Source organism: Algihabitans sp. (genome assembly GCF_965226985.1).
GTDB lineage: Bacteria > Pseudomonadota > Alphaproteobacteria > Kiloniellales > DSM-21159 > Algihabitans.
The window spans coordinates 1,824,444-1,851,060 of record NZ_OZ245712.1; the positions used below are offsets into that span (position 1 = coordinate 1,824,444).

Consider the following 26,617-nt stretch of genomic DNA (forward strand, 5'->3'; position numbering starts at 1 on the left):
CGGAGACATTTGCCGGTTCATCGGCGCAGCACCACGAAGGACTCGTTCTCAAACCACAGGCCCTTGTGCCGCTGCAGAACCTCCTGGGTCGCCTCCAGATAGCGGCCGCTGGTGATGGCCTCCGTCAGGCGATGGTCCTCGATCTGCGCGACATAGACGGCCGCGTTCCAGGCGGCCAGCAAGGTAGAGGTGCCGATGGAGGAGTCCAGCTCCCCCGCAGACAGCTCCAGACCATAGGTAAACGCGACCTGCTCCGGCTGCTCTTCCGGTGCCGGCACCAGAAAGGCCTCGCCCAGCTCCTGCGACAGCGCGGCCGTCAGCACCTCGCGCGGCGTCGCGAAGGGGGCTTCATCGGGCCAGATGCCGCGCACGATCTGGAGCCCTGGATCCCGGCCGGTGGACTGCACCACGACCAGACGGCCGGAAGGCGCGAGCGCGCGGGCAAGCGGCGCCAGGACGTTGCGCACCTTTCGCTCGGCCGAGAGGCGGGCGCGGAAGGGCTGCGAGGCGATGATAAGGTCGTAGGGCAGCTGCGCCGCCTGGGGCCGCGGGATCACACTGTCGAGGCCAAAGCGCTGGTCGGCGCGGTAGAGCACCAGCACCGCCGGCGTGACGTAGGAGGGATTGCCGGTCTGCGGATTGGTGCGCGTCGCCCAGACGCGCGAGACGAAGTCGACCTGCGCCTGGATCTGGGCGTCCAGTTCGTGGGCCGAGGTGCCGGTCAAGGGCACCTCCCGCCAGGCGACCCGGCCGCGGTCGTCCGGCCGGCGCGGTGAGAGCCAGGGCGCCTCCCCGTAGAGCATGTTGGTGAAGACCAGGACGGTCTGGGGATGCTCCACCAGCCGGTCGGCCATCTTCTGCAGGGCGAGGCGCACGTCCTCGCCGCTGATCTCCTTGGCGACCACGCAGAAGGGCACGCCGGGATAGCGGTGATGCAGAGCGCGCTGGGCCATGGCCAGCACCGTGCCGTCGCCCGTGCCGGCATCGAAGAGGCGCAGCGCCGGCGGGCGCGGGCGCAGATGCGGCAGCTCCTGCGCCACCCGCTCGGCGGTGCGCTGCTTCTCGTTGGTGGTGGTGACGAAGAGCAGATACTTCTGCCGATTGTCATAAAAGCGAAACTGCGGCGACTCTGCCGCTGCGCTTTGATCGGTCGTTTTCTCGCCTACGACCTGCCCGACCATGTCCCGACCTCCCGAGAAGTCCCGTCATCAGCATGACGGTCGCAGCGGATCACGTCGCTCCGCATGCGGCAAGCCCTGGCGGCGAAACGACCTCCGGACCCTTCGCCCTTGACGCACCTCATGGCAGCAAAGACCGCCTCACCCCATCACAGCAGCATGCCGCACGACGCCGGATACCGAAGCAGCAGCGCAGCGCCCGGCGACGCAGCCGCGAGGGTCACGGTTCTGCGCGGCTTCCCGGGGCGGCTGCGCCTGCGGGTCGAGGGCCTGAAGCACGACGAGGCCTTGGCCGCGCGGCTCGCTCGGGCGTTGCCCGGTGCCGCCGGCATCCACACGGCCGAGGCCAAGGCCGTGACCGGCACGCTTCTGCTGACCCACGACCCAGCCGTCGAGCGGAGCGCCCTGATCGCCGCCGTCGCGGCGGTGTTGGGCGGCAAGGCCGCCGCTACTGCCGGAGGCGAGGCCGCGACTCTCGAGACTGCGCAGGAGCCCTGGCACGTCCGCCCGGCGGAGGCGGCGTTGGACCGCTTCGAGACCTCGGCCGAGACGGGCCTGAGCGAGGAGCGCGCCCGTCTGGTCTTCCGCCGGGTCGGGCCGAACGTGCTGGTCGAGAGCAAGACCCGCGCCCCGGTGGCCATCCTGCTGGATCAGGTGGTGAACCTACCGACCGGCCTGCTGCTGGGCTCCGCCGTCGTCTCGGCGGCCACGGGCGGGGTACTGGATGCCGGCGCCATCGCCATCGTCAGCCTGGTCAACGCCGCCATCGGCTTCGCCACCGAGCGCGATGCCGAGCGCACCATCTCCAGCCTGAGCAGCGTCGCCGCGCCCGACGCAGCCGTGCTGCGCGGCGGCCAGCAGAGACAGGTGCCCCTGCCGGAGGTGGTGCCGGGCGACGTCCTGCTGCTCTCCCCCGGCGCGATGATCGCCGCCGACGGGCGGCTGCTGCAGGCCCAATCCCTCAGCCTGGACGAGTCCCTGCTGACGGGCGAGTCCCTGCCCTCCGGCAAGACGGCCGAGCTGCTGTCGGAGCCGAACCTGCCCCTGGGCGAGCGCAGCAACCTGGTCTTCAAGGGCACGGCGGTCACCGGCGGGTCCGGCCGGGCCGTGGTCACCGCGACCGGACAGGCCACGGAGATCGGCCGCATCCAGGCGCTGGCCGGCGAGGCCCGGCCGCCCGAAACGCCGCTGCAGCAGCAATTGGCCGAGATGGACCGCACCCTGATCTGGCTGTCCCTGGCCGCCTGCGCCGGGATGGTCGGCATCGGCCTGCTGCGCGGCTACGGCTCGGCCCAGATGCTGAAGTCCGCGATCTCCCTGGCCGTCGCCGCGATCCCCGAGGGCCTGCCGACCGTCGCAACCGTCACCATGGCGCTGGGCATCCGCGACATGCGCAAGCACAAAGCCGTGGTGCGCCGGCTGGACGCCATCGAGACCCTGGGCGCCGTCGGCGCCGTCTGCTTCGACAAGACCGGCACCCTGACCGAGAACCGCATGGTCGCCCAGGGCCTAGACTGTAGCGAGGCCGCCCTGCCCGACCTGCTGCGGGTCTGCGCCCTGAACAGCGAGGTGGAGCTGGACGCCGAGGGCCGCGCCCACGGCTCCTCCACCGAAAAGGCGCTGCTGGAGCTGGCGCAACTGCGCGGCCTGGACATTGCACGGGTGCGCAGCGACGCGCCGCTGCTGGAGACCGTCCACCGCAGCGAGACCCAGCGCTGGATGAGCACGCGCCACCGGGCGCCGGACGGCGGGGCGTTCCTGACGGTCAAGGGCAGCCCCGACGAGGTGCTGGGTCTCTGCCGCCTGACGGCGGAGGGCGCCCCGCTGGAGGAGGCAGACCGCGCGCGGGCCCTGGAGGCCAACCGGCGGATGGGCGCTGAGGGCCTGCGGGTTCTGGCCTTCGCCCAAGGTGACATGAGAACAGGGGGTGAGATAGCAACGGACAACGAAGCGGAGACCGAGCGCCTGCGCTGGCTGGGGCTGGTCGGGCTGGCCGACCCGGTACGGCCGGAGATGGCGGAGCTGATGGCGAAGTTCCATGCCGCCGGCATCCGCACCATCATGATCACCGGCGACCAGACGGCGACGGCCTACGCCATCGCGAAGCAGCTCAATCTGAACCAGGGCGGCCCGGTCGAGATCCTGGAGGGGACCGAGCTGGACAAGCTCGATCCCGCGCTGCTGCAGGCGCTGGCCGAGCGCACCCAGGTCTACGCTCGCGTCAGCCCGGCCAACAAGCTGCAGATCGTCCGGGCGCTGCAGGCAAGCGGCCAGGTGATCGCCATGACCGGCGACGGCATCAACGACAGCCCGGCCCTGCGCGCCGCCGACATCGGCCTGGCCATGGGCAGCGGCACCCCGGCCGCCCACGAGGTCGCCGACCTGGTGCTGCAGGACGACCGCCTGACCACCATGCACGTGGCCCTGGGCGAGGGGCGCACGATCTACCGCAACATCCGCAAGGCCATCCGCTTCCTGCTCTCCACCAACCTGTCGGAGATCCTGGTGATGCTGGGGGCCACGGCCCTGCGCCTGGGCCAGCCGCTAACGCCCATGCAGCTGCTCTGGATCAACCTGATCTCCGACGTCTTCCCCGGCCTGGGCCTCGCCCTGGAGCCGGAGGACAGGCGGGTCCTGACCGAACCGCCGCGCGACCCCAAAACGCCGATCCTCTCCAAGGACGACTTCCGGGAGGTGGCGACCGAGGGCGCGGTCATGACCGCCACGGCCCTGGCCGCCAACCTGCTGGTGCGCGGCCTAGCTGGTCCGGGACCGCGCGCCAGCGGCGCCACCTTCGTCGCCCTGACCGCCGGGCAACTGCTGCACGCCCTCTCCTGCCGGTCGGAGACGCAGAGCCTCTGGCGGGGCGAGCGCCTGCCGCCCAACCCGACCCTGAACAAGACCATGCTGGCGCTGGGCCTGCTGACCGCCGGCGCGCTGGCCCTGCCCTGGTCCCGCCGTCTGCTGGGCGTGACCGGCATGACGGCGGCGGACTGGCTGATCGCCGGAGCGGCCGGCGGCGGCTCCTACCTCGTCAACGAGGCGATCAAGAGCCGGCGGCCGCAGACCGTCCAGACCGGGACCGCCCAAGCGGATAGCGCGAAGACCGGTGGCGAGGCAGACATGACCGAGACAAGCGCCACCGAAACCGACCCCGCCGCAGCCCGAACCCCCGAGAACCGAACTCCCGAAAACCAATCTTCCGAGAACCGATCTTCCGAGACCTGATCATCCATGGCCGACGATTTCATCTTCACCTCCGGCTCGCTGACCGAGGGCCACCCGGACAAGCTCTGCGACAAGATCTCCGACGCCCTGGTCGACCACTTCCTGGCGGAGGACCCGCTGGCCTCGGTCAACGCCGAATGCGCGGTGGCGACGGGGATCCTCTTCCTCGCCCTGCGCTTCGCGGGTGGGGTCACCCCGGACGTGGCGGCGGTGGCGCGCGAGGCGATCCGCAAGGCCGGCTACACCCAGGGCGGCTTTCAGGCGCGCAGTTGCTCCATCATGACCTCCCTGGCCGAGGGCACGCCGCGCACGATCCAGGACGAGCGCGCCCTGGACCCGGCCGACTACGACGCCTTCCCGGCCCAGCATCAGGTCACGCTCTTCGGCTTCGCCTGCGACCAGACGCCGGACTACCTGCCCCTGCCGGTGGCACTGGCCCACGGGATGGTGCGGCGGCTGGACGCCCTGCGCGGCGACGGCACCCTGCCCGGCCTGATGCCCGACGGCCAGAGCCAAGTCTCGGTCGAGTACCGCGAGCGCCGCCCGGCCCGCGTCGCCACCGTCGCCCTGGTCAGCAGCGTCTGGCCGGAGGGCTACGGCGACCTGACGGCGCTAAGGCGCGACCTGGAGGAGCAGGTCGTGCGCCCCGTGCTGGCCGAACAGGCGCCCGAACTGGCCGGCAACACCCAGGTGCTGATCAACCCGCACGGCCATCTGCGCCAAGGCGGGCCCGAGCTGCACGCCGGCCTGACCGGCCGCAAGACCGCCATCGACACCTACGGCGAATACGCCCGCCATTCCGGCGCCGCCCTGTCGGGCAAGGACCCGGGCCGGATCGACCGGGCCGGCGCCTACGCCGCGCGGCAGGCCGCCCGCTGCGTCGTCGCCGCCGGCCTGGCCCGCGAGTGCGAGGTCCAGCTCAGCTACGGCATCGGCCAGGCCCGCCCCATCGGCCTGGACGTGGAGACCTTCGGCACCGGCCGCCTGCCCGACGAGGAGATCAAACGCCGCCTGCTGGACGCCTTCGACTTCCGCCCCGCCGCGATCCTCGCCCGGCTGGGCTTGCGGCATTTGCCGCGCGAACAGGGGCAGCCGTTTTACGAGGCGCTGGCAACCTACGGGCAGATGGGGCGCAGGGATCTGGCGCTGCCGTGGGAGGAGGATGGGTTGGTGGAATTAAGTGCGGGAGTGAACAATCCGGCGAGGTGTTAGGTCGCTATCAGCGGACTCGGCGAGCAAGAGGGGCACTCCTCCCAAACGACCCACGTTCTGGGCCTCATACGGCGTTTGGTTAGCTGACTCGCTTTGCACATCTCGCGCATCGGCTGCTGTTGCATTTTAGGCCGATTTGTCCACAACTGCCGGCAGCATAGCGAGTACCGATTCATGAAGAACCTTACCGCGAAAGCCGCGAAGTAAGGTTTTGGGCGGTTGGATTGATACGGAAGAATGAAAGAAAGGAGTGAGCCTGCGCAATGGTAGTGCGCGAAGCCGAACGCGATCTTGAAGAGTCCCTTGTCGCGAAACTACAGGACCTCAAGTATGAACACCGGCCCGACATCCGCGATCGAGCCGCGCTTGAAGCAAACTTCAGGGAAAAGTTCGAAACCCTAAATCGCGTCACACTCACCGACGGCGAATTCCAGCGAATCCTCGACGAGATCGTCACACCAGACGTGTACGAGGCCGCACGCATCCTTCGGAACCGGGAAGCATTTATCCGTGACGACGGCACGCCTCTCAACTACACCCTCGTCAACATCAAGGACTGGTGCAAGAACGCTTTCGAGGTCGTCAATCAGCTCCGCATCAACACGGATTACAGCCATCATCGCTACGACGTCGTGCTACTGATCAACGGCGTACCCGTCGTTCAGATCGAGCTCAAGTCGCTTGGGATCAGCCCCCGACGAGCGATGGAGCAGATCGTCGACTACAAGAACGACCCCGGTAATGGTTACACCAAGACTCTACTCTGCTTCGTCCAGCTCTTCATCGTCAGCAACCGCACGGACACATGGTACTTCACCAACAACAACGCGCGGCACTTCGGCTTCGACGCTGACGAGCAGTTTCTTCCGATCTACCAATTCGCAGCCGAAGACAACACCAAGGTTACCCACCTTGACGACTTCGCCGACCGGTTCCTCGCCAAATGCACGCTCGGCCAAATGATCAGCAAGTACATGGTCCTCATCGCGAGCGAACAGAAGCTGTTGATGATGCGCCCGTACCAGATCTACGCCGTCAAGGCCATCGTCGACTGCATAGATCAAGACTGCGGCAACGGCTACATCTGGCACACGACCGGCTCGGGCAAGACGCTTACTTCCTTCAAGGCCTCGACGCTCCTCAAATCCAACGAGAGCATTCATAAGTGCCTCTTCGTCGTTGACCGCAAGGACCTCGACCGCCAGACCCGCGAGGAATTCAATAGGTTCCAGGAGAACTGCGTCGAGGAGAACACCGACACCGCGGCGCTTGTCCGCCGCCTCCAGTCCGACGACTACGCGGACAAGGTCATCGTCACGACCATCCAGAAGCTTGGGCTCGCGCTCGATGAGAACAGCAAGCACAACAAGCAGAACGCTGCTCAGGGTCGATCAACGTTCAAGCAGCGGCTTGAGCAGCTTCGCGACAAGCGGATGGTCTTCATCTTCGACGAGTGTCACCGGTCGCAATTCGGCGAGAACCACAAAGCCATCAAGGAGTTCTTCCCGAACTCCCAACTCTTCGGCTTCACTGGCACCCCGATTTTCGAGGACAACGCGACCGTAAAGCAGATCGAGGGAGACGTCGCCACCCTTCGAACCACCAAGGACCTCTTCCAGAAGGAGCTCCACGCCTACACCATCACCCACGCGATCGAGGATCGGAACGTCCTGCGCTTCCACGTCGACTACTACAAGCCCAGGGATGCCTCCGCCCTCAAGCCTGGCCAGACGCTTACCAAGCAGGCGGTTGCCCAGGCCATCCTCGACAAGCACGATGCCGCGACCGGAGGCCGACACTTCAATGCGCTGCTCGCTACCGGCTCGATCAATGATGCCATCGAGTACTACGAAGTCTTCAAGAAGCTCCAAGCTGAACGCCAAGCCGACGATCTGGAGTTCGCACCTCTCAAAATTGCGGCCGTCTTCTCGCCGCCAGCAGAGGAGGACAACAAGGACGTCCAGCAGATCCAGGAGGACCTCCCTCAGGAGAAGGAGGACAACCAGCACGATCCCGAGGGCAAAAAGTCCGCGCTCAAGGCCATCATCGCCGACTACAACCAGCGGTACGGCACCAACCACGACATCAACAACTTCGATCTCTACTATCAGGACATCCAGCAGCGCATCAAGGATCAGCGGTTCCCCAACCACGACCTACCCCGCAAGGGCCGGGAAAAGATCGACATCACCATCGTAGTCGACATGCTCCTCACCGGCTTCGACGCCAAGTTCCTTAACACGCTCTACATCGACAAGAACCTCAAGCACCACGGCCTGATCCAGGCCTTCTCCCGCACCAACCGGGTTCTCAACGCAACCAAGCCCTATGGCCACATCCTCGACTTCCGCAACCAGCAGGAAAATGTCGACGCCGCAATCGCTCTCTTCTCTGGCGCCCAGACCGACCGAGCCCAGGAGATCTGGCTGGTCGACAAGGCTCCCGTCGTCATCGAGAATTTCAAGCAGGCCATCGCCGACCTTGGCGAGTTCATGCAGTCGCAGGGCCTAGAATCCAGGCCCAATCAGGTGAAAGAGCTTATGGGCGACGAAGCCCGTGCTCAGTTCATCAAGCGCTTTAAGGAGGTCCAGCGCCTCCAGACCCAGCTCGACCAGTACACCGATCTTACCAACGAGCAGCGCGAGCAGATCGAGCAGGCCTTGCCCAAGGACGACCTCCGCGCCTTCCGCGCCATATACCTCGAAACTGCCCAACGCCTCAAAGAGGAGCAGGGCACGCTCGGCAAGGACGGCGAGCCAGCCAGCCCCGAAGTCGACCAACTCGACTTTGAATTCGTCCTCTTTGCCTCCGCGGTCATCGATTACGACTACATCATGAGGCTGATTGCCAAGTATTCGGCTCAGGATCCGAGAAAGCTCACGATCAGCCGCGAGCAGCTCATCGGCCTGATCCAGTCCGACGCCAAGTTCCTCGAGGAGCGGGAGGCGATCACCGAGTACGTTCGCTCACTTAAGGAGGGCGAAGGCCTCGACGAGGCCACCATCCGAGCAGGTTACGAGCGATTCAAGGCCGAGAAGCAGAACAAGGAGATTGCCGACCTCGCTCAGGCCCATGGTTTGACGACCGAGTCCCTCGCAACCTTCGTCGACACCATCCTCCATCGCATGATCTTCGACGGCGAGCAGCTTACCGACCTCATGGAGCCGCTTGGCCTAGGCTGGCGCGAACGCCGCGAGCGAGAACTCGCCCTCATGGCAGATCTCGTTCCGCTCCTGAACAGGAAGGCCCAAGGCCGGGACATTTCAGGCCTCAACGCCTACGACCACGGGGGCGTATGATGACCGTCAAAAAGATGTCGCGGCTAGTGCCGAAGCTGCGGTTCCCGGAGTTTAGAAACGACCCGCCCTGGTTGGCACCGCAAATCAGTGATCTGTACAGCTTTAAGCGAAGTAATACACTGCCGAGAGATAAACTCGATTATACAATCGGAAACATCAAAAACATTCATTATGGCGATATTCACACTAAATTCGAACCTTTGTTCCGCTTACGGAACGAGCATGTGCCGTACATCGGTCCGGATGTCTCTGCAGACGGGTTCAATGAAGACGCATTCTGTGAGGAAGGCGACATCGTACTTGCCGACGCGTCTGAAGATCTCGAAGACGTCGGAAAAGCAATCGAAGTTGTTTCGCTAGATGGAGAACACGTCGTCGCTGGGACACACACTATTCTCGCGACGCGGCGAGGGAGCGCTCCTGTGATTGGATTCGGTGGGCAACTATTCCAGTCCACCGCTGTTCGAACCGGGATAAAGAAGGAAGCTCATGGCGCGAAGGTCTACGGTATATCAGCGAACCGCATTTCGGCTGTTCTGATCCCAATCCCGCCGACAGAGGCCGAACAGCAGAAGATCGCTGACTGTCTCGGCTCGCTGGACGACCTGATCGCAGCGCAGAGCTGGAAGCTTGAAGTACTGCGTCAGCACAAACAAGGGCTGATGCAGCAGCTCTTCCCGCAGCCGGGCGAAAACGTGCCGCAGCTGCGCTTCCCAGAGTTCGAAGATGCGTCAGACTGGGAAGAGGAGAGCCTCGGAAACTTAGTCACAATAATAAGCGGAAAGAGCCCGTCTCTGTACGAACTCTTAGCTCAAGGTGAGTGCGCTTTCGTAAAAGTCGAGGACTTGAATAACTGCACAAAATATCAAATTAATGCCAGAGAATATTGCAATGATGTTCGAGGTGTGGTGCCGATTGGCTCGTTACTTTTCCCTAAACGCGGCGCAGCTATTGAAAATAACAAGATCAGGATTACCGCATCAGAGGTGTTGATCGACACAAATCTGATGGCACTCGCGCCTCACAATGCAGCAGCAACAGAATTCCTCTACTACTATCTTGTCCGTGTCGGGTTAGCCCAGATTGCAGACACATCAAGCATTCCACAAATTAACAACAAGCACATCATCCCGTATCGCGTGCTCGTGCCATCCGATTCAGAGCAGAGACGAATCTCAGATTGCCTCTCCGCATTCGACGATCAGATCGTTGCACAAGCCCGGAAACTGGAAGCCCTCAAGCAGCACAAACAAGGCCTGCTGCAACAACTTTTCCCTTCGCAGTAGGGCCGCTGAGCCATGAGCGACACGACCCCCTTCCCTGATCTCAACTTGCTCGCCACGCACCTGCGGCAGGAGCTGGAGAGCAAGAAGTTCATCCTGCTCTATGCTTACAACGGCACGGGCAAAACGCGGTTGTCGACGGTCTTCAAGGATCTGGGTAAGTCCGTAAACGCCGACGGCCAAACGGACAAACGCGACACACTCTACTTCAACGCATTCACCGAAGATCTGTTCTCGTGGGACAACGACCTGGAGAAAGACAGCAAGCGCAAGCTGAAGCTCAACACGGATTCGAGCTTCTTCGCGGGCCTTGAATCGATGGAGATGGACAATCGCATCCGCATCCTGCTCGACCGCTACGCCGACTTCGAGTTCCGGATCGACACCACCAACTGGGAAGTGGTCTTCGCTCGAGAGTTCAGGGTGAAGAAGGCCAGCGACAAGGTCGACAGTGCGGACGCGGGGCAGAGTGAGGGTGAGGGTGAGGGTGAGGGCGACGACGAGTACGAAACGCAACGCGAGGAGTCCATCAAGGTTTCCCGCGGTGAGGAGAACATCTTCATCTGGTGTTTCTTCCTTGCCATCGTCGAGCTTGCGCTCGACGACGACGGAACCGGTCCCTACAACTGGATCAAGCACATCTACATTGACGATCCGATCTCATCGCTCGATGAGCACAACGCCATCGCCGTGGCAAGTCATCTGGCGAAGCTGCTCAAGAGGTCGGAAAGCCAGCTTAAGACGGTGATCTCGACACACCACACGCTGTTTTTCAACGTGCTGTGCAACGAGCTGAATACCGCGAACAAGTATTTCCTGAGCCGTGACGGATCGCCGGAGGGGCTTATCCTGCGGAAAACCGGGCATACGCCATTCTTCCACCATGTGGCCGCGCTCGCTGAGCTCTACGAGGCGGAACGCGATGGCAGGTTGTACACGCATCACTTCAACATGCTCCGCGCAATCCTGGAGAAAACCGCAAGCTTTCACGGCTACCAGAACTTCTCCGCGTGCATCAAACGCGACGCTGACGATGAAGACGGCATCCTTTACACACGGTTGATCAACATCCTTAGCCATGGAAACTACTCTTTGTTCGAGCCGCAGGAGATGCTGGAGGAGAACAAGCGGTACTTCCGGAAGATCCTCCACGATTTCATCAACCGTTACCCCTTCAACCCCGCCTTGTTTCCAAGTGAGTCAGCGGCTGCAATGAATGATGCGACATGACAGAACAGAATCAGAAGCAGCTCGGTAAGACGCTTTGGTCTATCGCCGATCAACTCCGCGGGGCGATGAACGCTGACGACTTCCGCGACTACATGCTCGCGTTCCTGTTCCTCCGCTATCTCTCGGACAACTACGAGCAGGCTGCAAAAAAGGAACTAGGGCGCGACTACCCTGACCCGAATGCCATCGGCAACGGCGGGCGGTCCTCCTTGTCTGTCTGGTACGAGCAGAACCCCGGCGATGTGTCGGCGTTCGAGAGACAGATGCGGCTCAAGGCGCACTACGTCATACGCCCCGAGCACCTCTGGGCCAGCATTGCGCATATGGCCCGCACCCAGGACAGCGAACTACTCAACACGCTCCAGGCCGGCTTCAAGTACATCGAGAACGAATCGTTCCAAAGCACATTCTCGGGACTGTTCTCGGAGATCAATTTAGGCTCCGAGAAACTCGGAAAGACCTATGCCGATCGGAACGCGAAGCTTTGCAAGATCATTAACGAAATAGCCAAGGGCCTCGCGAAGTTTTCGACCGACAGCGACACCCTCGGGGATGCCTACGAATACCTGATCGGCCAGTTCGCGGCAGGCTCGGGCAAAAAGGCCGGCGAGTTCTACACGCCTCAGCGGATCTCGGACATCCTCTCAGCGATCGCCACACTCGACAGCCAGGAGCCGAAGACCGGCAAGCGGCAACACCTTGCCAGCGTGATGGACTTCACTTGCGGCTCTGGCTCGCTTCTGCTCAATGTGCGAAAGCGCATGGGGTCACATGGGATCGCCAAGATCTACGGGCAGGAGAAGAACATCACCACCTACAACCTCGCGCGGATGAACATGCTGTTGCATGGGGTGAGGGACTGGGAGTTCGAGATCTACCACGGCGACACGCTGACGAACGACTGGGACATGCTCCGCGAGACGAACCCCGCGAAGAAGCCATACTTCGACGCCGTGGTCGCCAATCCGCCGTTCAGCTACCGCTGGCACCCGAGCGAGACGTTGGGTGGGGACGTGCGCTTCAAGAACTACGGGCTGGCCCCGAAGTCTGCGGCGGACTTCGCGTTCCTGCTGCACGGTTTTCATTACCTCAAGGACGACGGCGTGATGGCGATCATCCTGCCGCATGGCGTGCTTTTCCGCGGCGGCGCGGAGGCGGAGATCCGCCGCAAGCTCCTCGATGACGGGCACATTGACACCGTCATCGGACTGCCGGCGAACCTGTTCTACTCGACCGGCATCCCGGTCTGCATTCTCGTCCTAAAGAAATGTAAGAAGCCCGATGACGTCCTGTTCATCAACGCATCCGAGCATTTCGAGAAGGGCAAGCGACAGAATTACATGTCTGACCGGCATATCGAGAAAATCATCGACACATACCAACAGCGTCCAGAGAACATCGAGCGGTACGCCAGACGCGTGGAGATGGATGAGATTGAAGCCAACGACTTCAACCTGAACATCTCACGCTATGTCAGCACGGCCGAGCCGGAGGTTGAGATCGACTTGGTGGCCACCCACGCGGAGTTGGTCGAGATCGAGAAGCAGATCCAGGCGTCAACGGCGAGGCACAACGCGTTCCTAAAAGAACTTGGACTATCCACATTGCCCACGCCCGATTGACCGAAGCCCAGCAGAAGCTCGCTCCCTATTCCTTTCAATCAATCCGGACATTACATAAGTGTTTCCTGCTCGGGAGCGCACCGGCATTGGGTTCGCTCAGCAACGCACGAGCGTTCGCGTACGGCGCTCACTGTGGCCGCGAAGTCCCAGTTCCGCGAATCAACTCTTGGCCCAATTCGGACTTTGAGGCAACGGCGACTTTATCCCAAGCTCGGTCATTTGTCGCTTCACGGGATCCATACTCTCCAAAACGTGCGCCAAGTGAGCAATAGAGTCCGCTGATGTCAGAGCGCTTTGAGGGCTAGCATTGCAATGCCACGCGCTACGAGCGCTCCGCTTATCCCATCTTCAAAGCACTTCACAGGCTTCCGTCGTTCTCTTCCGGCTCCGATCCCAGAACCCTGCCCCTAATCCTCACCCCCACCCGGCTCCGCCTCCCCACCGACCAACCTCAACCGCGCAATCTGCGCAGCCATAAACGCCAGCGTCGTGGCGGGGCCGAGGAGTTGGCCGCGGAAGAGTTGGACGACGGCGAGTAGGAGCACGAGGAGGGCGAGGAGCGTGCGCAGGTCGGGCTCGGCGGCGGGGGTGCGGCGGCGGGGCGAGAGGAGGCGGTCGGTTGGGGTCAGGAGGTTGTGGTCGTCGGCCCAGTTCAGCAGGGCTTCGCCGCTGCTGTCGTGCTTGATTAGGATGCTGGCGGTGCGGGCGTTGGTCTCCACCTCGCGCACTGCCGGGGCGGCGGCCAGCTTGCCGCCCAGCTCGGCGAAGAAGGCGAGGTCGCCGCGCCGCGCCGGCACCTTGAGGCGCAGGCGGCCCGTGGAGCTGTGGGCGACCGAGGCCTCGGGCGGGTGCGGCAGGGTCACCCCTGCCCTCCGGGCGTTTCGCCGCCGGGGCCCTGGGGCTTCGGGCCTGCCTCGGACGCCGCGCCGTTGGCAGGGGCTGCACCGTTGGCGGGGGCTGGGCCGTTGGCTTGTGGCGCGCCGCGTTCGGCCATAATGTCGTGGCGGGCCTCGGCCACCACGTCCTCGGCGAACTCGCCGAACTCGGCCAAGCCCTCGCGCACGCGCAGGTAGGCCTCCAGGCCCGAGCGGGCGGCCTTTTTCGCGTAGGGCCGCGCGGCGCGGGCCGCCTGGGGGAAGACGCTGGGCGCCAGCACGGCGAGGCCGACGCCGACCCCCACGCCGATGGCGAGCCCCAGGATCGTCGTCTTGCCTATCTCTCCGGCCATGGGGGCCTGCCTCCTCTGCTCGCCTCTGCTGCCGCCCTCTCCTGCCGCGCGGTCTCGCCCGGGGCGGATCTGCCGCGCGGCGACAGCTATAGGATGACTCCGGCTCGCGCGAAAGGCGAGACTGCGGGCTGCCTTTCAGGCCGGAAAAAAGCCGTCGTTCAGACGGATCGCAGCCTGCCGCAACGCCGGAACGGCGGGCCTTGATGCAGATCACGCCTTTTGTCTTGGCCGCTCGCGGCAATAGAATCCCGCTCGGGTCGGGCGAAGCCGCTTCCCCCGAACGGGATCGCGCTCTAGCGTCCCGTCATGGCCAGCTCCGCACCGCCGCCTCCAGGTCCCACGTCGCCGCCACGTCCCACTTCGACGCCGTCCGGTGGGGGGCCGTCCGGCGCGCCGCCTGACTCGCCGGAGCCGGAGCAGGCGCCCGAGTCGCCATCCGACCCACCGTCTGATCCCACGTCCGGCCCCACCTCCGATCCTGGCAACGGCAGGGAACCCCAGTTCCTGCAGGACACCCGCGCGGCGGAGCTGCGGCGCTACCGCTGGGTGGCGACGCTGCTGCTGGTGCTGATGGCCGCCATCTTCCTGAGCACCAAGATGGTCGAGGACCCCAGCTTCTGGATCCTGCTGATCCGGGCCGGGGCCGAGGCGGCGATGGTCGGCGGGCTGGCCGACTGGTTCGCCGTGACCGCGCTGTTCCGGCGGCCGCTCGGCCTGCCGATCCCCCATACGGCGGTGATCCCGGCCAACAAGGACCGGATCGGCGCCGGGCTGGGGATCTTCGTGGAGCGCAACTTCCTGGACCCGGATCTGGTGACGGCGAAGCTGCGCAGCCTGGCCCCGTCGCAACGGCTGGGCGCCTGGCTGGCCAAGGCGGAGAACGCGGAGAAGCTGGCGGAGCGGTTGGCGGCCGCCGTGCCGGCGCTGGTGGAGTCCCTGAGCGACCGGGAGGTGCGCGGCTTCCTGGCCCGCGCGCTGGACCGCCAGCTCGGCAGTATCGACCTCTCGGCCTTCCTGGGCCGGGGACTGGAGATCCTGCGGGAATCCGACCGGCACCACGACCTGTTCGACCAGATCGTGCGCAGCGCACGGCAGTATCTGGTCGACCACCAAGGGCGCATCTACGAGGCCGTGGAGGACCGCTCGCGCTGGTGGGTGCCGAAGGGCATCGACCGCCGGGTGGCCGAGGCGCTGATCGGCGGTACCGCCGACCTGCTGGAGGAGCTGCTGCAGCGCGGCCATCCGGTACGCCGGCAGTTCGAGGACAGCCTGGACCGCCTGACGGAGGAGCTGCGGACAGACCCGGATCGCCGCGCCCAGGTCGCGGCCCTGCAGGCGGAGCTGCTGAGCAACCCGCGCACCCAGGCCTACCTGGGCGAGGTCTGGGGCGAGCTGCGCCGGATCATCCTGCGCGACGCGGCGGCCGGGCGCGACTCCCTGCTGCTGAAGGCGCTGGCCGGCGGGCTGCAGTCCCTGGGACAGGCCCTGGCGGCGGACCGGGAGATGCAGGCGCGGGTCGACCGCGGCATCGAGGACGCGGCCAAGAGCTGGGTCCTGCCCTGGCGCCACGAGATCGGCCACTTCATCGCCGAGGTGGTGAAGTCCTGGGACGGGCGCACGGTGGCCGACCGGGTGGAGACCGCCGTCGGCCGCGACCTGCAGTACATCCGCATCAACGGCACCCTGGTCGGCGGGCTGGTGGGGATCGCGATCTTCCTGCTGTCCTGGTACGTGCTGTAGGGGTGCGGGAGGCGGACACCTTCGCCCTTCGACAGGCTCAGGGTGAAGGTGACGATTTTTTTTAGAGGTGATTGGATCCTTGGATTGGCGCGCCGCGCCTTGACCAGCGATCATCCAACTTAAAGAAAATCTTCGTCCTGAGCCTGTCGAAGGGCGGCCGCCGCGCAAAAAAGGCAGCGCCCCAAAGCAGCCCCGCCCTCAGCCGAAGGAGGTCTTGAGCTGCTCCACCACCTCGCGCGCGGCGAGGTCGTCGCGGCCGTAGAGGCTGTCCCACCAGTCCGGGGGTAGCACCTCCGGGTCGTAGCTGACGGTCAGGCTGCGGGCGAAGAGGTTGCTCTCCACGTTGCGGATGCCGCCAATGGCGGAGACGACCTCCTTGCCGCGCTCGGCCAGCTCCGGCACGTCGGAGAGGATCGAGAAGGCGAACTTGAGCCGGATACGGCCGGGCACGTGGCTGGCGACCCGGATATGCGGGCGGGCCTTCAGCAGAAGGTCGAAGTCTTCCGGGGCGACAGGGCTGGGCACTGAATGGAACCTGATCGGCTTGAGCGAAAAAGATCTGGAGCGCAATTTAGCTCCAGCCGCCGTTCAGAGGAAGCCGGTCAGGTGTAGCGTTTGCGGATGTACTGGCTGCCGATGTCCAGAATCGTGACGGTGAGGATGATGATCAGCATCACGGCGGCCGTTTCGCTGTAGTAGAAGCCGCGAATGTATTCCCAGAGCACCTGCCCGATGCCGCCGGCGCCGACCAGCCCCAGGACCGTCGCGGAGCGGACGTTGGATTCAAAGCGGTAGAGCGAGTAGCTGATCCAGAGCGGCAGTACCTGGGGGATCACGCCGAAGACGATCTCCTGCACCGGATGGGCGCCGGTGGCGCGGATGCCCTCGACCGGGCGCGGGTCGATGGCCTCCACCGCCTCGGAGAAGAGCTTGGCCAGCACGCCGGTGGTGTGAACGAAAAGCGCTAGCACGCCGGCGAAGGGACCGAGGCCGACCGCCACGACGAAGAGCATGGCGAAGACCATCTCGTTGATCGCGCGGAAGGCGTCCATGACGCGGCGGACCGGGTGATAGACCCACCAGGGCACCAGGTTCTCGGAGGAGAGAATGCCCAGCGGAACGCCGAAGATCACGGCCAGCAGGGTGCCCCAGATCGCGATCTGCACGGTGATCAGCATCTGGTCGAGGAACAGCCGCCAGTGGCGGAAGTCCGGCTCGGCGAAGGCGCCGGCGAACTCGGCCATGTTGCCGCTGTATTCGATCAACGCGTAGGGGTTCATGTCGGAGCCGTTCCAGGCCCACCAGAGTATCGCGATGGTGACGCCCCAGATCAGCAGCGTCAGCAGCGATTTCTTGGGATCGCGCTTCGGCAGCTCGACCTTCATCTCGTCAAGACGTTGCGCGCCTGTTGATACGGTCTGCTGTCCGGCGATGCTCGACATCGCATCCTCACGCTTTGGATGGAGTTGGAAGGGGGTGACAGGAAAAGAGACGGCGGCGCCCGTCGCGGACGCCGCCGATCCCTTAAGACGCTGGCCCTATTCGGCGGGGCGCGGAGCGACCACCTGCTCCCATTCGCCGAGTTCCTCAAGCTGCGCATCGATCGCGGCGATCTCACGCGCCTTGTCGTCGGCGTTCATGGTCTCGTCGTTCTCGAGCTGCACCTTGGTGCGGAAGAGTTCGAGCTGACGGATCGGGATGAGCTGGGCGTTGGAGGAGGCCAGGAAGGGGCCCCAGCCGTCGGAGAGGTTCGTCAAGACCTCGCGCTCGCGCTCGACCTTCTCCATGTCGCCGAAGCGGCCGTAGGACATGAAGAAGAAGTAGATCTCCTGCTTGACCTCCTCCGGCAGGTTCGTGCGCCAGACCATGGGGTCGGAGGGGATCAGCGGGGAGCGCCAGATCTCCTTGATCTGGGCGGCGGCTTCCGGCTGGGACTTGGCGAGCCGAGCATAAAGAGACTCGGTGTTGTTGGTGGCCACGTCGACCTGCTCGTTGGCCACGGCCATGGCGTTGGTCTCGTGATTGGCGTTGCGCACGGTGCGGAAGCACTCGCGCGGGTCCACGTCGTTCAGCGCGAAGACGTAGTAGCTCGGCACCAGGAAGCCGGAGGTGGAGTTGGGGTCGCCGATACCGAAGTCCAGCGTGCCGTCGCAGGCCAGAACGTCGTCCAGGCTGTTAATCGGGCTATCGACGTGGGCCAGCAGCAGGGAGTAGTAGCCCTCGGTCCCGTCGTCCTTGATGGTCTGGGCGAAGACTTCGCCGCCGGCGCGGTCCACCGCCTCCATGGCCGACTTGTTGCCGAACCAGGCGACGTCGACCTTGTCGAAGCGCATGGCCTCGATCACGCCGGCGTAGTCGCTGGCGAAGAAGGGATTGACCGGGACGCCCAGCGCCTCCGACATATCCTCCAGGAAGGGACCGAAGCTGGCCTGCAGGGCCTGCGACGATTCGGTCGAGATGATCCCGAAGTTGATTTCCGTCAGCTCCTCCGCCGACGCCGGGCCGGCCGCCAGGATGGCAACAACGGCGGCCGAAGCCATGACCTTACGCAGCATGTGAACGCACTCCTCTGTCTTCCTTGCTGTCGATGTCTCATTTGTTCTCGGCCGGCTAGCGTCTATCCAGCGAGGTCTCCGCAGGACGAACGTTAAAGCCGGCCGACCACATACGCGCCGGCGAGGCGCCTCTTCACGAGGCCTTCGCCTCCCGCCGCACGTCTCTCATCTGCCCGTCACCGACCGGAGCTGGAGCGAAGGCGCCGGTCGCGACCTCGCCCTCCTCCGGCTCGACGCCGGGCGCGTTCTGGTTGCCGAAGGCGCCGGTCAGGATCAGCTCCTCGCGGCTGGTCCCGTAGAGGTCCTTCAGGAAGTCGGGGGTCAGGCGCTCGGTCGCGCCGTCGTAGACTACCCGTCCGTCGCGCATGGCGATGGCGCGGGTGCAGAAGCGGATCGCGTAGTCCACCTGATGCAGACTGACCAGTACGGTGATGCCGTCCTGCCGGTTGATGTCGGCCAGCATCTGCATGACCTTGCGGGCAGAGGCGGGATCCAGGCTGGCGATCGGCTCGTCGGCCAGCACGATCTGCGCCTGCTGGACCAGGCAGCGTGCGATGGCGCCGCGCTGCTGCTGGCCGCCCGAGAGATTGGCCGCTCGCTGTTCGGCGAAACCCTCCATGCCGACGCGCTTCAACGCGCGCATCGCCAGCAGTTTCTCCTCTTTCGTGAAGAGGCCGAGGCTGCCGCGCCAGGTCGGAATGCGCCCCAGCACGCCGGTCGCCACGTTTGTCAGGAGCGGCAGGCGGTTGACCAGGTTGAACTGCTGGAAGACCACGCCGACTTTCGCCCGCAGCCGGCGGGCGTGGGGTGCAAGATGACCGCCCGACTGCATGACCTGACCGAGCATGCGGACCTCGCACTTTCCGCCTTGCGTATCGGCGCGCAGCAGACCGGCCATGTGACGGATCAAGGTGGACTTGCCGGAGCCCGAGGCGCCGATCAGCGCGACCATCTCCCCCGGCTGAATGGTCAGATCGACGGCATCGAGCGCACGGAGTTTGCCGAAGGTCTTCGTGAGTCTTTCGATTTCGACAGCGGCCATGGGTCCCCCAACCGACCGCGACTGCCCCCAACGTACAGTCGCAAGCCGCAGCGGGCGCGGCGGCCTGTCGACCGAGCGCCCTTCACCGCAGCGTTCGGAAAGACCTTTGCCCTCAAGGGATATCTTTCGAATGACAAAGTCATGATGCTTTGGCCAAGGAATCATGACGCTTGCGTGACGCCAGGCGACCGACCCTGGGGATAGTCGTGTCGCCAGCGGGCTGGCGCGCAGAGGACGGGAACTTCAGTCGCCGAAGACGATCTGCATGCGGTCGGAGGCGAAGCGGGTGACGCCGTACTCGGTCGGCCGCCCCTCCAGGTCGACGTTCACGCTCTCGGTCACGAGAAGCGGGCGGTTGACGGGCTGAGACAGCAGCCGGGCCTCTTCCGCCTCGGGAAGGCGGGCCGTCACGCGGGTCACGCTGCGTTCGTAGTCCGATAACCCGCAGCGCGCCAGGGCCTTGGTGATGGAGCTGTCCCGACCGAAGGCCTGGATGAGGCCCGGGAAGCGCGCACGCGAAAAGTAGTGCGTGCCAAGGGCCAGAGGGCGGCCGTCGAGATCGCGCTGCGTCTCCAGACGGACGACCTTGGCGCCGCGCCTCAGGCCCAGTTCCTTCGCAACCGTCGTACTGGCCGTCTCCACCGCGCTTTCGAGCAGACGGCCGGCGGTCTGCCGCTTCTGCGCCGTGATGATTTCGGAGAAGCGGGTTCTGCGCCCGACCAGATAGTCGAGCACATGCTCCTGCACGAAGGTGCCCCGCCCCTGCTCGGCCCGAAGGAGGCCGCGGTCGATCAGCTCCCCGATTGCGCGGCGCACGGTATGACGGTTGACGCCGAAGCGGGCGGCCAGTTCCGGCTCGGTCGGCAGACGGCTGCCGGCGGCGAGCTGGCCCGCCCCGATCTCCTGCGCCAGGACCGACGCGATCTGCCGCCAGACCGTCAGGCCGGTTCCGCGTTCGAGATCCATCTCAGTCAAGAGAGTCTCCGGAGCAAGGACGCGAGCAAACCGCATCGACGGCGACCGCGTCATGAAAGAGTCATGACATGCCCTTTGCAAACGCAGGGGCATGGGCGTAGAAATAACGAAAATTAGTATGGACGACTAGACGAATTTTCAATTCATCGAGAGCCGGCACCATGCAGACCACCGACGCGACCGTCGCCGATCGTTCGAACCGGCAGTCCGCAGAGACAGTGGGGAAGACGGCGGGGAAGACGGCGCAAGAGACGACAGATCGTCAGCGCTGGCTCGCGACCCTGGCGAAAGCCTCCCGCGAGGAACTGGAGGCGTTGGTTCCGGATTGGCTGGAGGAGCTGACCTGGCGCTACCTGCGTCCGCCGGAGGTCGGCATGGTGATGCTGCGCGGCCGCACGGGCGGAGACGGCGCGCCCTTCAACCTTGGCGAAACCAGCGTCACACGCTGCGCCCTTCATCTCGACCACGACGGCCGACAACTGGTCGGGCACGGCTACGTGCTCGGGCGCGACAAACGTCACGCACAACTGGTCGCCCTGCTGGACGCCCTGCTGCAGCATCCCGGGGAAACCGACCGCCTAGCCTCACGCGTCGTAGCACCGCTGGCTGCGATGCAGGAGACGCTACGCAAGCGCCAAGCGAGCAAGGCCAATGCCACCAAGGTCAACTTCTTCACGCTCGTGCGGGGAGACAGCTGATGCCGGAGAGCGAGACCGAGGGGCGAGAGATGACCGCAACACCCATCGAAACGGCAACCTTGCGCCCTGGCTTCGCCGATCCGGTGCAGCACGCGCAGCAGAGCTTCCGCCTGATCCTGGAAGCCATGAGCCGGCCGGGCAGCCTGACGGAGCTGACCTGCCCGCTGGAGCCGCCACAGCCCTTCGGTCCCGCAACCGCCGCCGCAGCCCTGACTCTGTTCGATTCCGACACGCGCGTCTGGCTGGATCCGGCCGCCCATAGTGAGGAGCCTGCCGCCTTCCTGCGCTTCCATTGCGGCTGCCCCCTGACCGACACACCAGGCGAGGCCGACTTCGCGGTCTGTCTCGCCTGGCCCGAGGACTTCGGCCGCTTCGCGCAGGGCGAGCCGGAATATCCCGACCGCTCGACGACGCTGATCGTCCAGGTGGACAGCCTGGACAGGGAAGACGGGCTTGTCCTGAGCGGCCCGGGCATCGCGGAGCGGGAGCGGCTGCGGATTTCGCCCCTGCCCCCCGACTTCACGGCACGCTGGTCGCGCAACCGGGCCGGCTTTCCGCTGGGCGTCGATCTGATCCTCACGGCGGACCGCACCTTCTGCGGCCTGCCGCGCTCTCTCACCGTCCAGGAGGCCTGAGCCTTGTACGTCGCGGTCAAGGGTGGCGAGAAGGCCATCGACAACGCCCATGCCTGGCTCGGCGAACTGCGCCGGGGCGATCCCTCCGTGGCGGAACTCAGTCTGCGGCAGATCGGCGAGCAGCTCACCCTGGCGGTCGACCGGGTGATGACCGAAGGATCGCTCTACGACCGCGAGCTGGCTGCGCTGGCGATCAAGCAGGCGCGCGGCGACCTGATCGAGGCGATCTTCCTACTGCGCGCCTACCGCACCACCCTGCCCCGCTTCGGAAATTCGGAGCCGTTGGACACCGGACGCATGACGCTGAAGCGCCGCATCTCCGCGACCTTCAAGGATCTGCCGGGCGGCCAGGTGCTGGGGCCGACCTTCGACTATACCCACCGCCTGCTCGACTTCACCCTGGCGGCCGAGGGCGAAGCGCCGCCCGCCGCGCTGGAAACGGAGCCGGACAGCGACGCCCCTCTGCCGCGCGTCACCGATCTGCTGGGCCAGGAGGGGCTGATCGAAAGCAGCGATCCCGCGGGCGACGGCGAACTAGACAGCAAGGTCGGTGACATCACCCGCGACTCCCTCCGCCTGCCGGCCGAGCGGGACCTGCGGCTGCAGATGCTGGCGCGCGGGGACGAAGGCTTCCTGCTCGCCCTCGCCTATTCGACCCAGCGCGGCTACGGCAACAACCATCCCTTCGCCGGTGAGATCCGCTGCGGGCAGGTCACCGTCGCCTTCACGCCAGAGGAACTGGGCTTCGAAATCGAGATCGGCGAGATCGAAGTCACCGAATGCCAGATGGTCAACCAGTTCGCCGGCAGTGACGAGACACCGCCGCAGTTCACGCGCGGCTACGGCCTGAGCTTCGGCCAGTCGGAGCGCAAGGCCATGTCCATGGCGCTGGTCGACCGGGCCCTGCGCGCCGAGGAATTGGGCGAGGAAAGCGCCGCGCCGGCGAACGACGCAGAGTTCGTGCTCTATCATTGCGACAACGTTCAGGCGACGGGGTTCACCGAACACCTAAAGCTGCCCCACTACGTCGACTTCCAGTCGGAACTGACCCTGCTGCGCCGGCTGCGTGCCGAGTTCTTCGCCCGGCGCGCAGAAATCGGCAAGGGAGAGACCGGGAAACAGGAGGCCGCGGAATGACCGAAGCGCAGACGCAGGGTGGCTCGAGCCTCGGCGAGCAGGGCTATACCTATGCCTACCTGGACGAACAGACGAAACGCATGATCCGGCGCGCCCTGCTGAAGGCCGTTGCGATCCCCGGCTATCAGGTGCCCTTCGGCAGCCGCGAGATGCCGATGCCTTTCGGCTGGGGAACCGGGGGCGTGCAGGTAACCGCGGCAATCATCGGGCCGAGCGACGTCCTGAAGGTGATCGACCAGGGGGCCGACGACACGACCAACGCCGTCTCGATCCGCAAGTTCTTCGCCGCGACGGCAGAGGTGGCGACCACCACGGCAACGGAACGCGCCGACATCATCCAGACCCGCCATCGCGTTCCCGAGACGCCCCTGCGCGACGGTCAGATCCTGGTCCTGCAGGTGCCCATCCCGGAACCCTTGCGCTGGCTGGAGGCGCGAGAAAGCGAAACGCGCAAGATGCATGCGCTGGAGGAATACGGCGTCATGCACGTCAGTCTTTACGAAGACCTGGCGCGGCACGGCCGGATCGCCAAGACCTACGACTACCCGGTGCTGGTCGAGGGACGCTACATCATGCGTCCCTCGCCGATCCCCAAATTCGACAACCCGAAGCTCGACAACTCGCCGGCCCTGATGCTGTTCGGCGCCGGGCGGGAGCGCCGGATCTATGCGCTGCCGCCCTATACGCGGGTCGAGAGTCTAGCCTTCGAAGACCATCCCTTCGACGTCGAGACCTGGGACGCCTGCTGCGCGCTCTGCGGCGCAGAGGACAGCTTCCTGGACGAGGTGATCACCGACGACGCGGGCGGCAAGATGTTCGTCTGCTCCGACACCGACTACTGCAACCGGCGGCAAAGAGAGCAGGGCAAGTCAAACCTCGATACGCTTGGGAGTTCGGCATGACCTCTGCAAACGGCAAGATCTCTGCAAACGGCAAGCCCGCGACTCCCCTGCTGACTGTGCGCGGCCTCACCAAACGCTACGGTCCGCGCATCGGCTGTGCCGAGGTCTCCTTCGATCTCTATCCCGGCGAGGTGATCGGTGTCGTCGGCGAGTCCGGCTCGGGCAAGACGACCTTGCTGAACTGCCTGTCCGCCCAGCTCGAGCCCAGCGAGGGGTCGGTGGTCTACAACAGCAAGGGCAAGGGTCCGGTTGAGCTTTTCGACCTGAGCGAAGCCGAGCGCCGTTTGCTGCTGCGCACGGAATGGGGGCTGGTCCGCCAGAATCCGCGCGACGGGCTGCGCATGGGCGTCTCGGCCGGCGCCAACGTCGGCGAACGGATGATGGCCGTGGGCGCGCGCCACTACGGTGAGATCCGACGCCAGGCGGGCCACTGGCTGCAGCAACTGGAGATCGAGGCCGAGCGGATCGACGACCGACCCTCCACCTTCTCCGGCGGCATGCAACAGCGCCTGCAGATCGCGCGCAACCTGGTCACCGGGCCAAGACTGGTCTTCATGGACGAACCGACCGGCGGCCTCGACGTCTCCGTCCAGGCACGGCTGCTCGACCTGCTGCGTGGCCTGGTGCGCGATCTGGGCCTCGCCTGCATCCTGGTCACCCACGACCTGGGGGTCGTCCGGCTGCTGTCCCATCGTCTGCTGGTGATGCAGAAGGGACGCGTGGTCGAGGACGGGCTGACCGATCAGGTTCTGGACGATCCGCAGCACCCCTACAGCCAGATGCTCGTTTCCTCGATCCTGCCGGTCTGAGACATGGATACGCTGCTCGAAATCGAAGGCCTCGCCAAGAGCTTCACCCTGCACACCCAGGGAGGCGTGCAGATCCAGGCGCTGCTCAGTCTCGACCTGCGGGTCGCCGCCAGCGAATGCCTCGCCTTGGTCGGCAGCTCGGGCGCCGGCAAGTCCTCCCTGCTACGCTGCCTGACCGGCAACTACCTGGCCGACAGCGGTTCCATCCGGGTGCGCAAGGACGACCGTTGGATCGAACTGGTCGGCGCCAGCCCCCAGACGCTGCTCGATCTGCGCCGTACGACCATCGGCTACGTCAGCCAGTTTCTGCGGGTCATTCCGCGCGTCGCCACCCTGGAACTGGTCATCGAACCCGCCGTGGCGGCCGGCACGCCGCGCGAGGAAGCCGAAGTCCGTGCCCGCGACCTGCTGCATCACCTCAACCTGCCGGAACGACTCTGGTCGCTGGCGCCGGCCACCTTTTCCGGTGGCGAGCAACAGCGGGTCAACATCGCCCGGGCCTTCGCCCATCCCTATCCGATCCTATTACTCGACGAGCCGACAGCCTCGCTCGATGCCCGCAATCGCAAAGCAGTCATGCATTTGATAGAGGATGCACGCCGTAAGGGTGCCGCAATCATCGGCATCTTTCACGATGCTGAAACCCGCACCGCCGTTGCCACCCGCGAGATCCCGTTGGTCGAAGGAAAGGCCGCCGCATGAAGCACGAGGTGAATCTGACCAATGCGCGCCTGGTCTTGCCGGACCGGGTGATCGAGGGGTCCGTCTCGCTGCGCGACAGCCTGATCGCCTCGGTCGACGAAGGTCATGTCGCCCGCGCTCCCGCCCTGGACCTGGAGGGCGACTGGCTGCTCCCGGGCCTGGTCGAGCTGCACACCGACAACCTGGAAGGCCACGTCAAACCGCGCCCCAAGGTGGTCTGGCCGATGCTGCCGGCGCTGCTCGCGCACGACGCCGAACTGATGGCCGCTGGGATCACGACCGTTTTCGATTCCCTGCGCCTGGGCGACGAGGACGACGACGACCGCTGCTATACGACGCTGAAGGAAAGTGTCGAAGAGATCCGCGCCGCCGAGGCCGCACGGCTGCTGCGCAGCGATCACCGCATCCACATCCGTCTGGAGATCTGCAAAGCCGGCGTCGTCGACGACTTCGCCGACTTTCAGGACGAACCGCTGGTCGGCATGTGTTCCCTGATGGACCACACGCCGGGTCAGCGGCAGTTCGCCAACCTGCAGGCTTACCGCACCTACTACATGGGCAAGATGGGCTTCGGCGAGGCGGAGATGGACGCCTACATCGACGCCCGCCTGGCCGATCATGAGCGCTGGGCCGGCCCGAACCGGACCGCGCTGGCCGACATGATCCGCGAGAGCGAGGTGGCGCTGGCCAGCCACGACGACGCCACCGAAGCGCACGTCTCGGAGGCGGCGGCGCTGGGCCTGACCATCAGCGAATTCCCCACGACGCTAGAGGCCGGCCGGGCCTGCCGGCATCACGGCTTGACCACCATCGGCGGCGCACCCAACCTGGTACGCGGCAAGTCCCATTCCGGCAACGTCGCGGTCAGCGACCTCGCCCGCAACGGCCTGCTGGACGCCCTGGCCAGCGACTACGTGCCCGCCAGCCTGCTGCTGGGCGTCTTCCGTCTACACGACGACCTGGGCTGGGATCTGTCCCAGGCGGCTGCGGTAGCGAGCCGCAACCCCGCCCGCATGGTTGGGCTGGAGGACCGAGGCGACATCGTCGAGGGCCAGCGCGCGGATCTGATCTGGGTGACGCGCAGTCACGATCTTCCGGTCGTGCGCGGCGTTTGGCGCGGTGGCCGGCGCGTTCTCTAACTC

Annotated in this window: 23 protein-coding genes; 14 read left to right on the forward strand and 9 right to left on the reverse strand. The window is 65.2% G+C overall.

Features of this window, described 5'->3' with window-relative positions; all coding sequences use genetic code 11:
* Positions 1–17: 17 nt before the first annotated feature.
* Positions 18–1,181: a hypothetical protein gene (locus ACO054_RS08405; protein WP_421709985.1), complete on the reverse strand. Its 1,164-nt coding sequence runs from the start codon at positions 1,179–1,181 to the stop codon at positions 18–20.
* A gap of 120 nt (positions 1,182–1,301) precedes the next feature.
* On the opposite strand from ACO054_RS08405, the gene ACO054_RS08410 reads away from it, so the two are divergent.
* From ACO054_RS08410 to ACO054_RS08435, 6 genes are all read left to right on the forward strand, one after another.
* Entirely contained in the window at positions 1,302–4,406 is a 3,105-nt protein-coding gene (locus ACO054_RS08410; RefSeq protein WP_421709986.1) for a cation-translocating P-type ATPase, read from the forward strand.
* Between the two features lie 6 nt (positions 4,407–4,412).
* Complete coding sequence (gene metK / locus ACO054_RS08415; protein WP_421709987.1) at positions 4,413–5,618, forward strand: methionine adenosyltransferase; 1,206 nt, start codon at positions 4,413–4,415, stop codon at positions 5,616–5,618.
* Positions 5,619–5,881: 263 nt separating this feature from the next.
* The gene (locus tag ACO054_RS08420; protein WP_421709988.1) at positions 5,882–8,917 is read left to right on the forward strand and encodes a type I restriction endonuclease subunit R; all 3,036 of its coding nucleotides are present in this window, start codon (positions 5,882–5,884) and stop codon (positions 8,915–8,917) included.
* The gene (locus ACO054_RS08425) at positions 8,917–10,203 is read left to right on the forward strand and encodes a restriction endonuclease subunit S (RefSeq protein ID WP_421709989.1); all 1,287 of its coding nucleotides are present in this window, start codon (positions 8,917–8,919) and stop codon (positions 10,201–10,203) included. Before ACO054_RS08420 ends, ACO054_RS08425 begins: the two co-directional genes overlap by 1 nt.
* A 12-nt stretch (positions 10,204–10,215) precedes the next feature.
* Positions 10,216–11,430 carry an AAA family ATPase gene (locus ACO054_RS08430; protein WP_421709990.1) on the forward strand — a complete coding sequence of 405 codons (1,215 nt, stop codon included), beginning with the start codon at positions 10,216–10,218 and terminating at the stop codon, positions 11,428–11,430.
* Positions 11,427–13,052 carry a type I restriction-modification system subunit M gene (locus ACO054_RS08435; RefSeq protein WP_421709991.1) on the forward strand — a complete coding sequence of 542 codons (1,626 nt, stop codon included), beginning with the start codon at positions 11,427–11,429 and terminating at the stop codon, positions 13,050–13,052. Before ACO054_RS08430 ends, ACO054_RS08435 begins: the two co-directional genes overlap by 4 nt.
* 407 nt (positions 13,053–13,459) lie before the next feature.
* Here ACO054_RS08435 and ACO054_RS08440 read toward each other — a convergent pair whose 3' ends face one another.
* From ACO054_RS08440 to ACO054_RS08450, 3 genes are all read right to left on the reverse strand, one after another.
* Positions 13,460–13,915 (reverse strand): hypothetical protein, encoded by a 456-nt coding sequence (locus ACO054_RS08440; protein ID WP_421709992.1) that lies wholly within the window; start codon positions 13,913–13,915, stop codon positions 13,460–13,462.
* Complete coding sequence (locus ACO054_RS08445; protein WP_421709993.1) at positions 13,912–14,280, reverse strand: hypothetical protein; 369 nt, start codon at positions 14,278–14,280, stop codon at positions 13,912–13,914. The genes ACO054_RS08440 and ACO054_RS08445 overlap by 4 nt, the downstream gene beginning before the upstream one ends.
* 293 nt (positions 14,281–14,573) lie before the next feature.
* Positions 14,574–14,738, reverse strand: a complete 165-nt coding sequence (locus tag ACO054_RS08450) for a hypothetical protein (protein WP_421709994.1) — start codon at positions 14,736–14,738, stop codon at positions 14,574–14,576.
* Positions 14,739–14,826: 88 nt separating this feature from the next.
* On the opposite strand from ACO054_RS08450, the gene ACO054_RS08455 reads away from it, so the two are divergent.
* Positions 14,827–16,020, forward strand: coding sequence for a DUF445 domain-containing protein (locus ACO054_RS08455; protein WP_421709995.1), 1,194 nt, complete (start codon positions 14,827–14,829; stop codon positions 16,018–16,020).
* Between the two features lie 198 nt (positions 16,021–16,218).
* On the opposite strand, the gene ACO054_RS08460 is transcribed toward ACO054_RS08455, so the two are convergent.
* The 5 genes from ACO054_RS08460 to phnF form a co-directional block, all read right to left on the reverse strand.
* The gene (locus tag ACO054_RS08460; protein WP_421709996.1) at positions 16,219–16,545 is read right to left on the reverse strand and encodes an HMA2 domain-containing protein; all 327 of its coding nucleotides are present in this window, start codon (positions 16,543–16,545) and stop codon (positions 16,219–16,221) included.
* A gap of 77 nt (positions 16,546–16,622) precedes the next feature.
* Entirely contained in the window at positions 16,623–17,462 is an 840-nt protein-coding gene (phnE, locus tag ACO054_RS08465) for a phosphonate ABC transporter, permease protein PhnE (RefSeq protein WP_421709997.1), read from the reverse strand.
* 96 nt (positions 17,463–17,558) lie between these two features.
* Complete coding sequence (phnD, locus tag ACO054_RS08470; protein WP_421709998.1) at positions 17,559–18,575, reverse strand: phosphonate ABC transporter substrate-binding protein; 1,017 nt, start codon at positions 18,573–18,575, stop codon at positions 17,559–17,561.
* Between the two features lie 133 nt (positions 18,576–18,708).
* Entirely contained in the window at positions 18,709–19,617 is a 909-nt protein-coding gene (gene phnC, locus ACO054_RS08475) for a phosphonate ABC transporter ATP-binding protein (protein ID WP_421709999.1), read from the reverse strand.
* Positions 19,618–19,860: 243 nt separating this feature from the next.
* Complete coding sequence (gene phnF / locus ACO054_RS08480; RefSeq protein WP_421710000.1) at positions 19,861–20,583, reverse strand: phosphonate metabolism transcriptional regulator PhnF; 723 nt, start codon at positions 20,581–20,583, stop codon at positions 19,861–19,863.
* 170 nt (positions 20,584–20,753) lie between these two features.
* Between phnF and phnG the strand changes: the two genes are divergently transcribed.
* Genes phnG through ACO054_RS08515 form a run of 7 tightly spaced genes read left to right on the forward strand, consistent with a single transcriptional unit; the run spans position 20,754 to position 26,614 of the window.
* Positions 20,754–21,290 (forward strand): phosphonate C-P lyase system protein PhnG, encoded by a 537-nt coding sequence (gene phnG / locus ACO054_RS08485; protein ID WP_421710001.1) that lies wholly within the window; start codon positions 20,754–20,756, stop codon positions 21,288–21,290.
* Positions 21,290–21,925 carry a phosphonate C-P lyase system protein PhnH gene (phnH, locus tag ACO054_RS08490; protein ID WP_421710002.1) on the forward strand — a complete coding sequence of 212 codons (636 nt, stop codon included), beginning with the start codon at positions 21,290–21,292 and terminating at the stop codon, positions 21,923–21,925. The genes phnG and phnH overlap by 1 nt, the downstream gene beginning before the upstream one ends.
* Positions 21,926–21,928: 3 nt before the next feature.
* Positions 21,929–23,062, forward strand: a complete 1,134-nt coding sequence (locus ACO054_RS08495; protein ID WP_421710003.1) for a carbon-phosphorus lyase complex subunit PhnI — start codon at positions 21,929–21,931, stop codon at positions 23,060–23,062.
* Positions 23,059–23,964 (forward strand): alpha-D-ribose 1-methylphosphonate 5-phosphate C-P-lyase PhnJ, encoded by a 906-nt coding sequence (locus ACO054_RS08500; RefSeq protein ID WP_421710004.1) that lies wholly within the window; start codon positions 23,059–23,061, stop codon positions 23,962–23,964. Before ACO054_RS08495 ends, ACO054_RS08500 begins: the two co-directional genes overlap by 4 nt.
* Positions 23,961–24,773, forward strand: a complete 813-nt coding sequence (phnK, locus tag ACO054_RS08505; RefSeq protein ID WP_421710005.1) for a phosphonate C-P lyase system protein PhnK — start codon at positions 23,961–23,963, stop codon at positions 24,771–24,773. Before ACO054_RS08500 ends, phnK begins: the two co-directional genes overlap by 4 nt.
* Before the next feature lie 3 nt (positions 24,774–24,776).
* On the forward strand, positions 24,777–25,475 hold the full coding sequence (phnL, locus tag ACO054_RS08510; RefSeq protein WP_421710006.1) for a phosphonate C-P lyase system protein PhnL: 699 nt from the start codon (positions 24,777–24,779) through the stop codon (positions 25,473–25,475).
* Positions 25,472–26,614, forward strand: coding sequence for an alpha-D-ribose 1-methylphosphonate 5-triphosphate diphosphatase (locus ACO054_RS08515; RefSeq protein WP_421710007.1), 1,143 nt, complete (start codon positions 25,472–25,474; stop codon positions 26,612–26,614). The genes phnL and ACO054_RS08515 overlap by 4 nt, the downstream gene beginning before the upstream one ends.
* Positions 26,615–26,617: the final 3 nt, after the last annotated feature.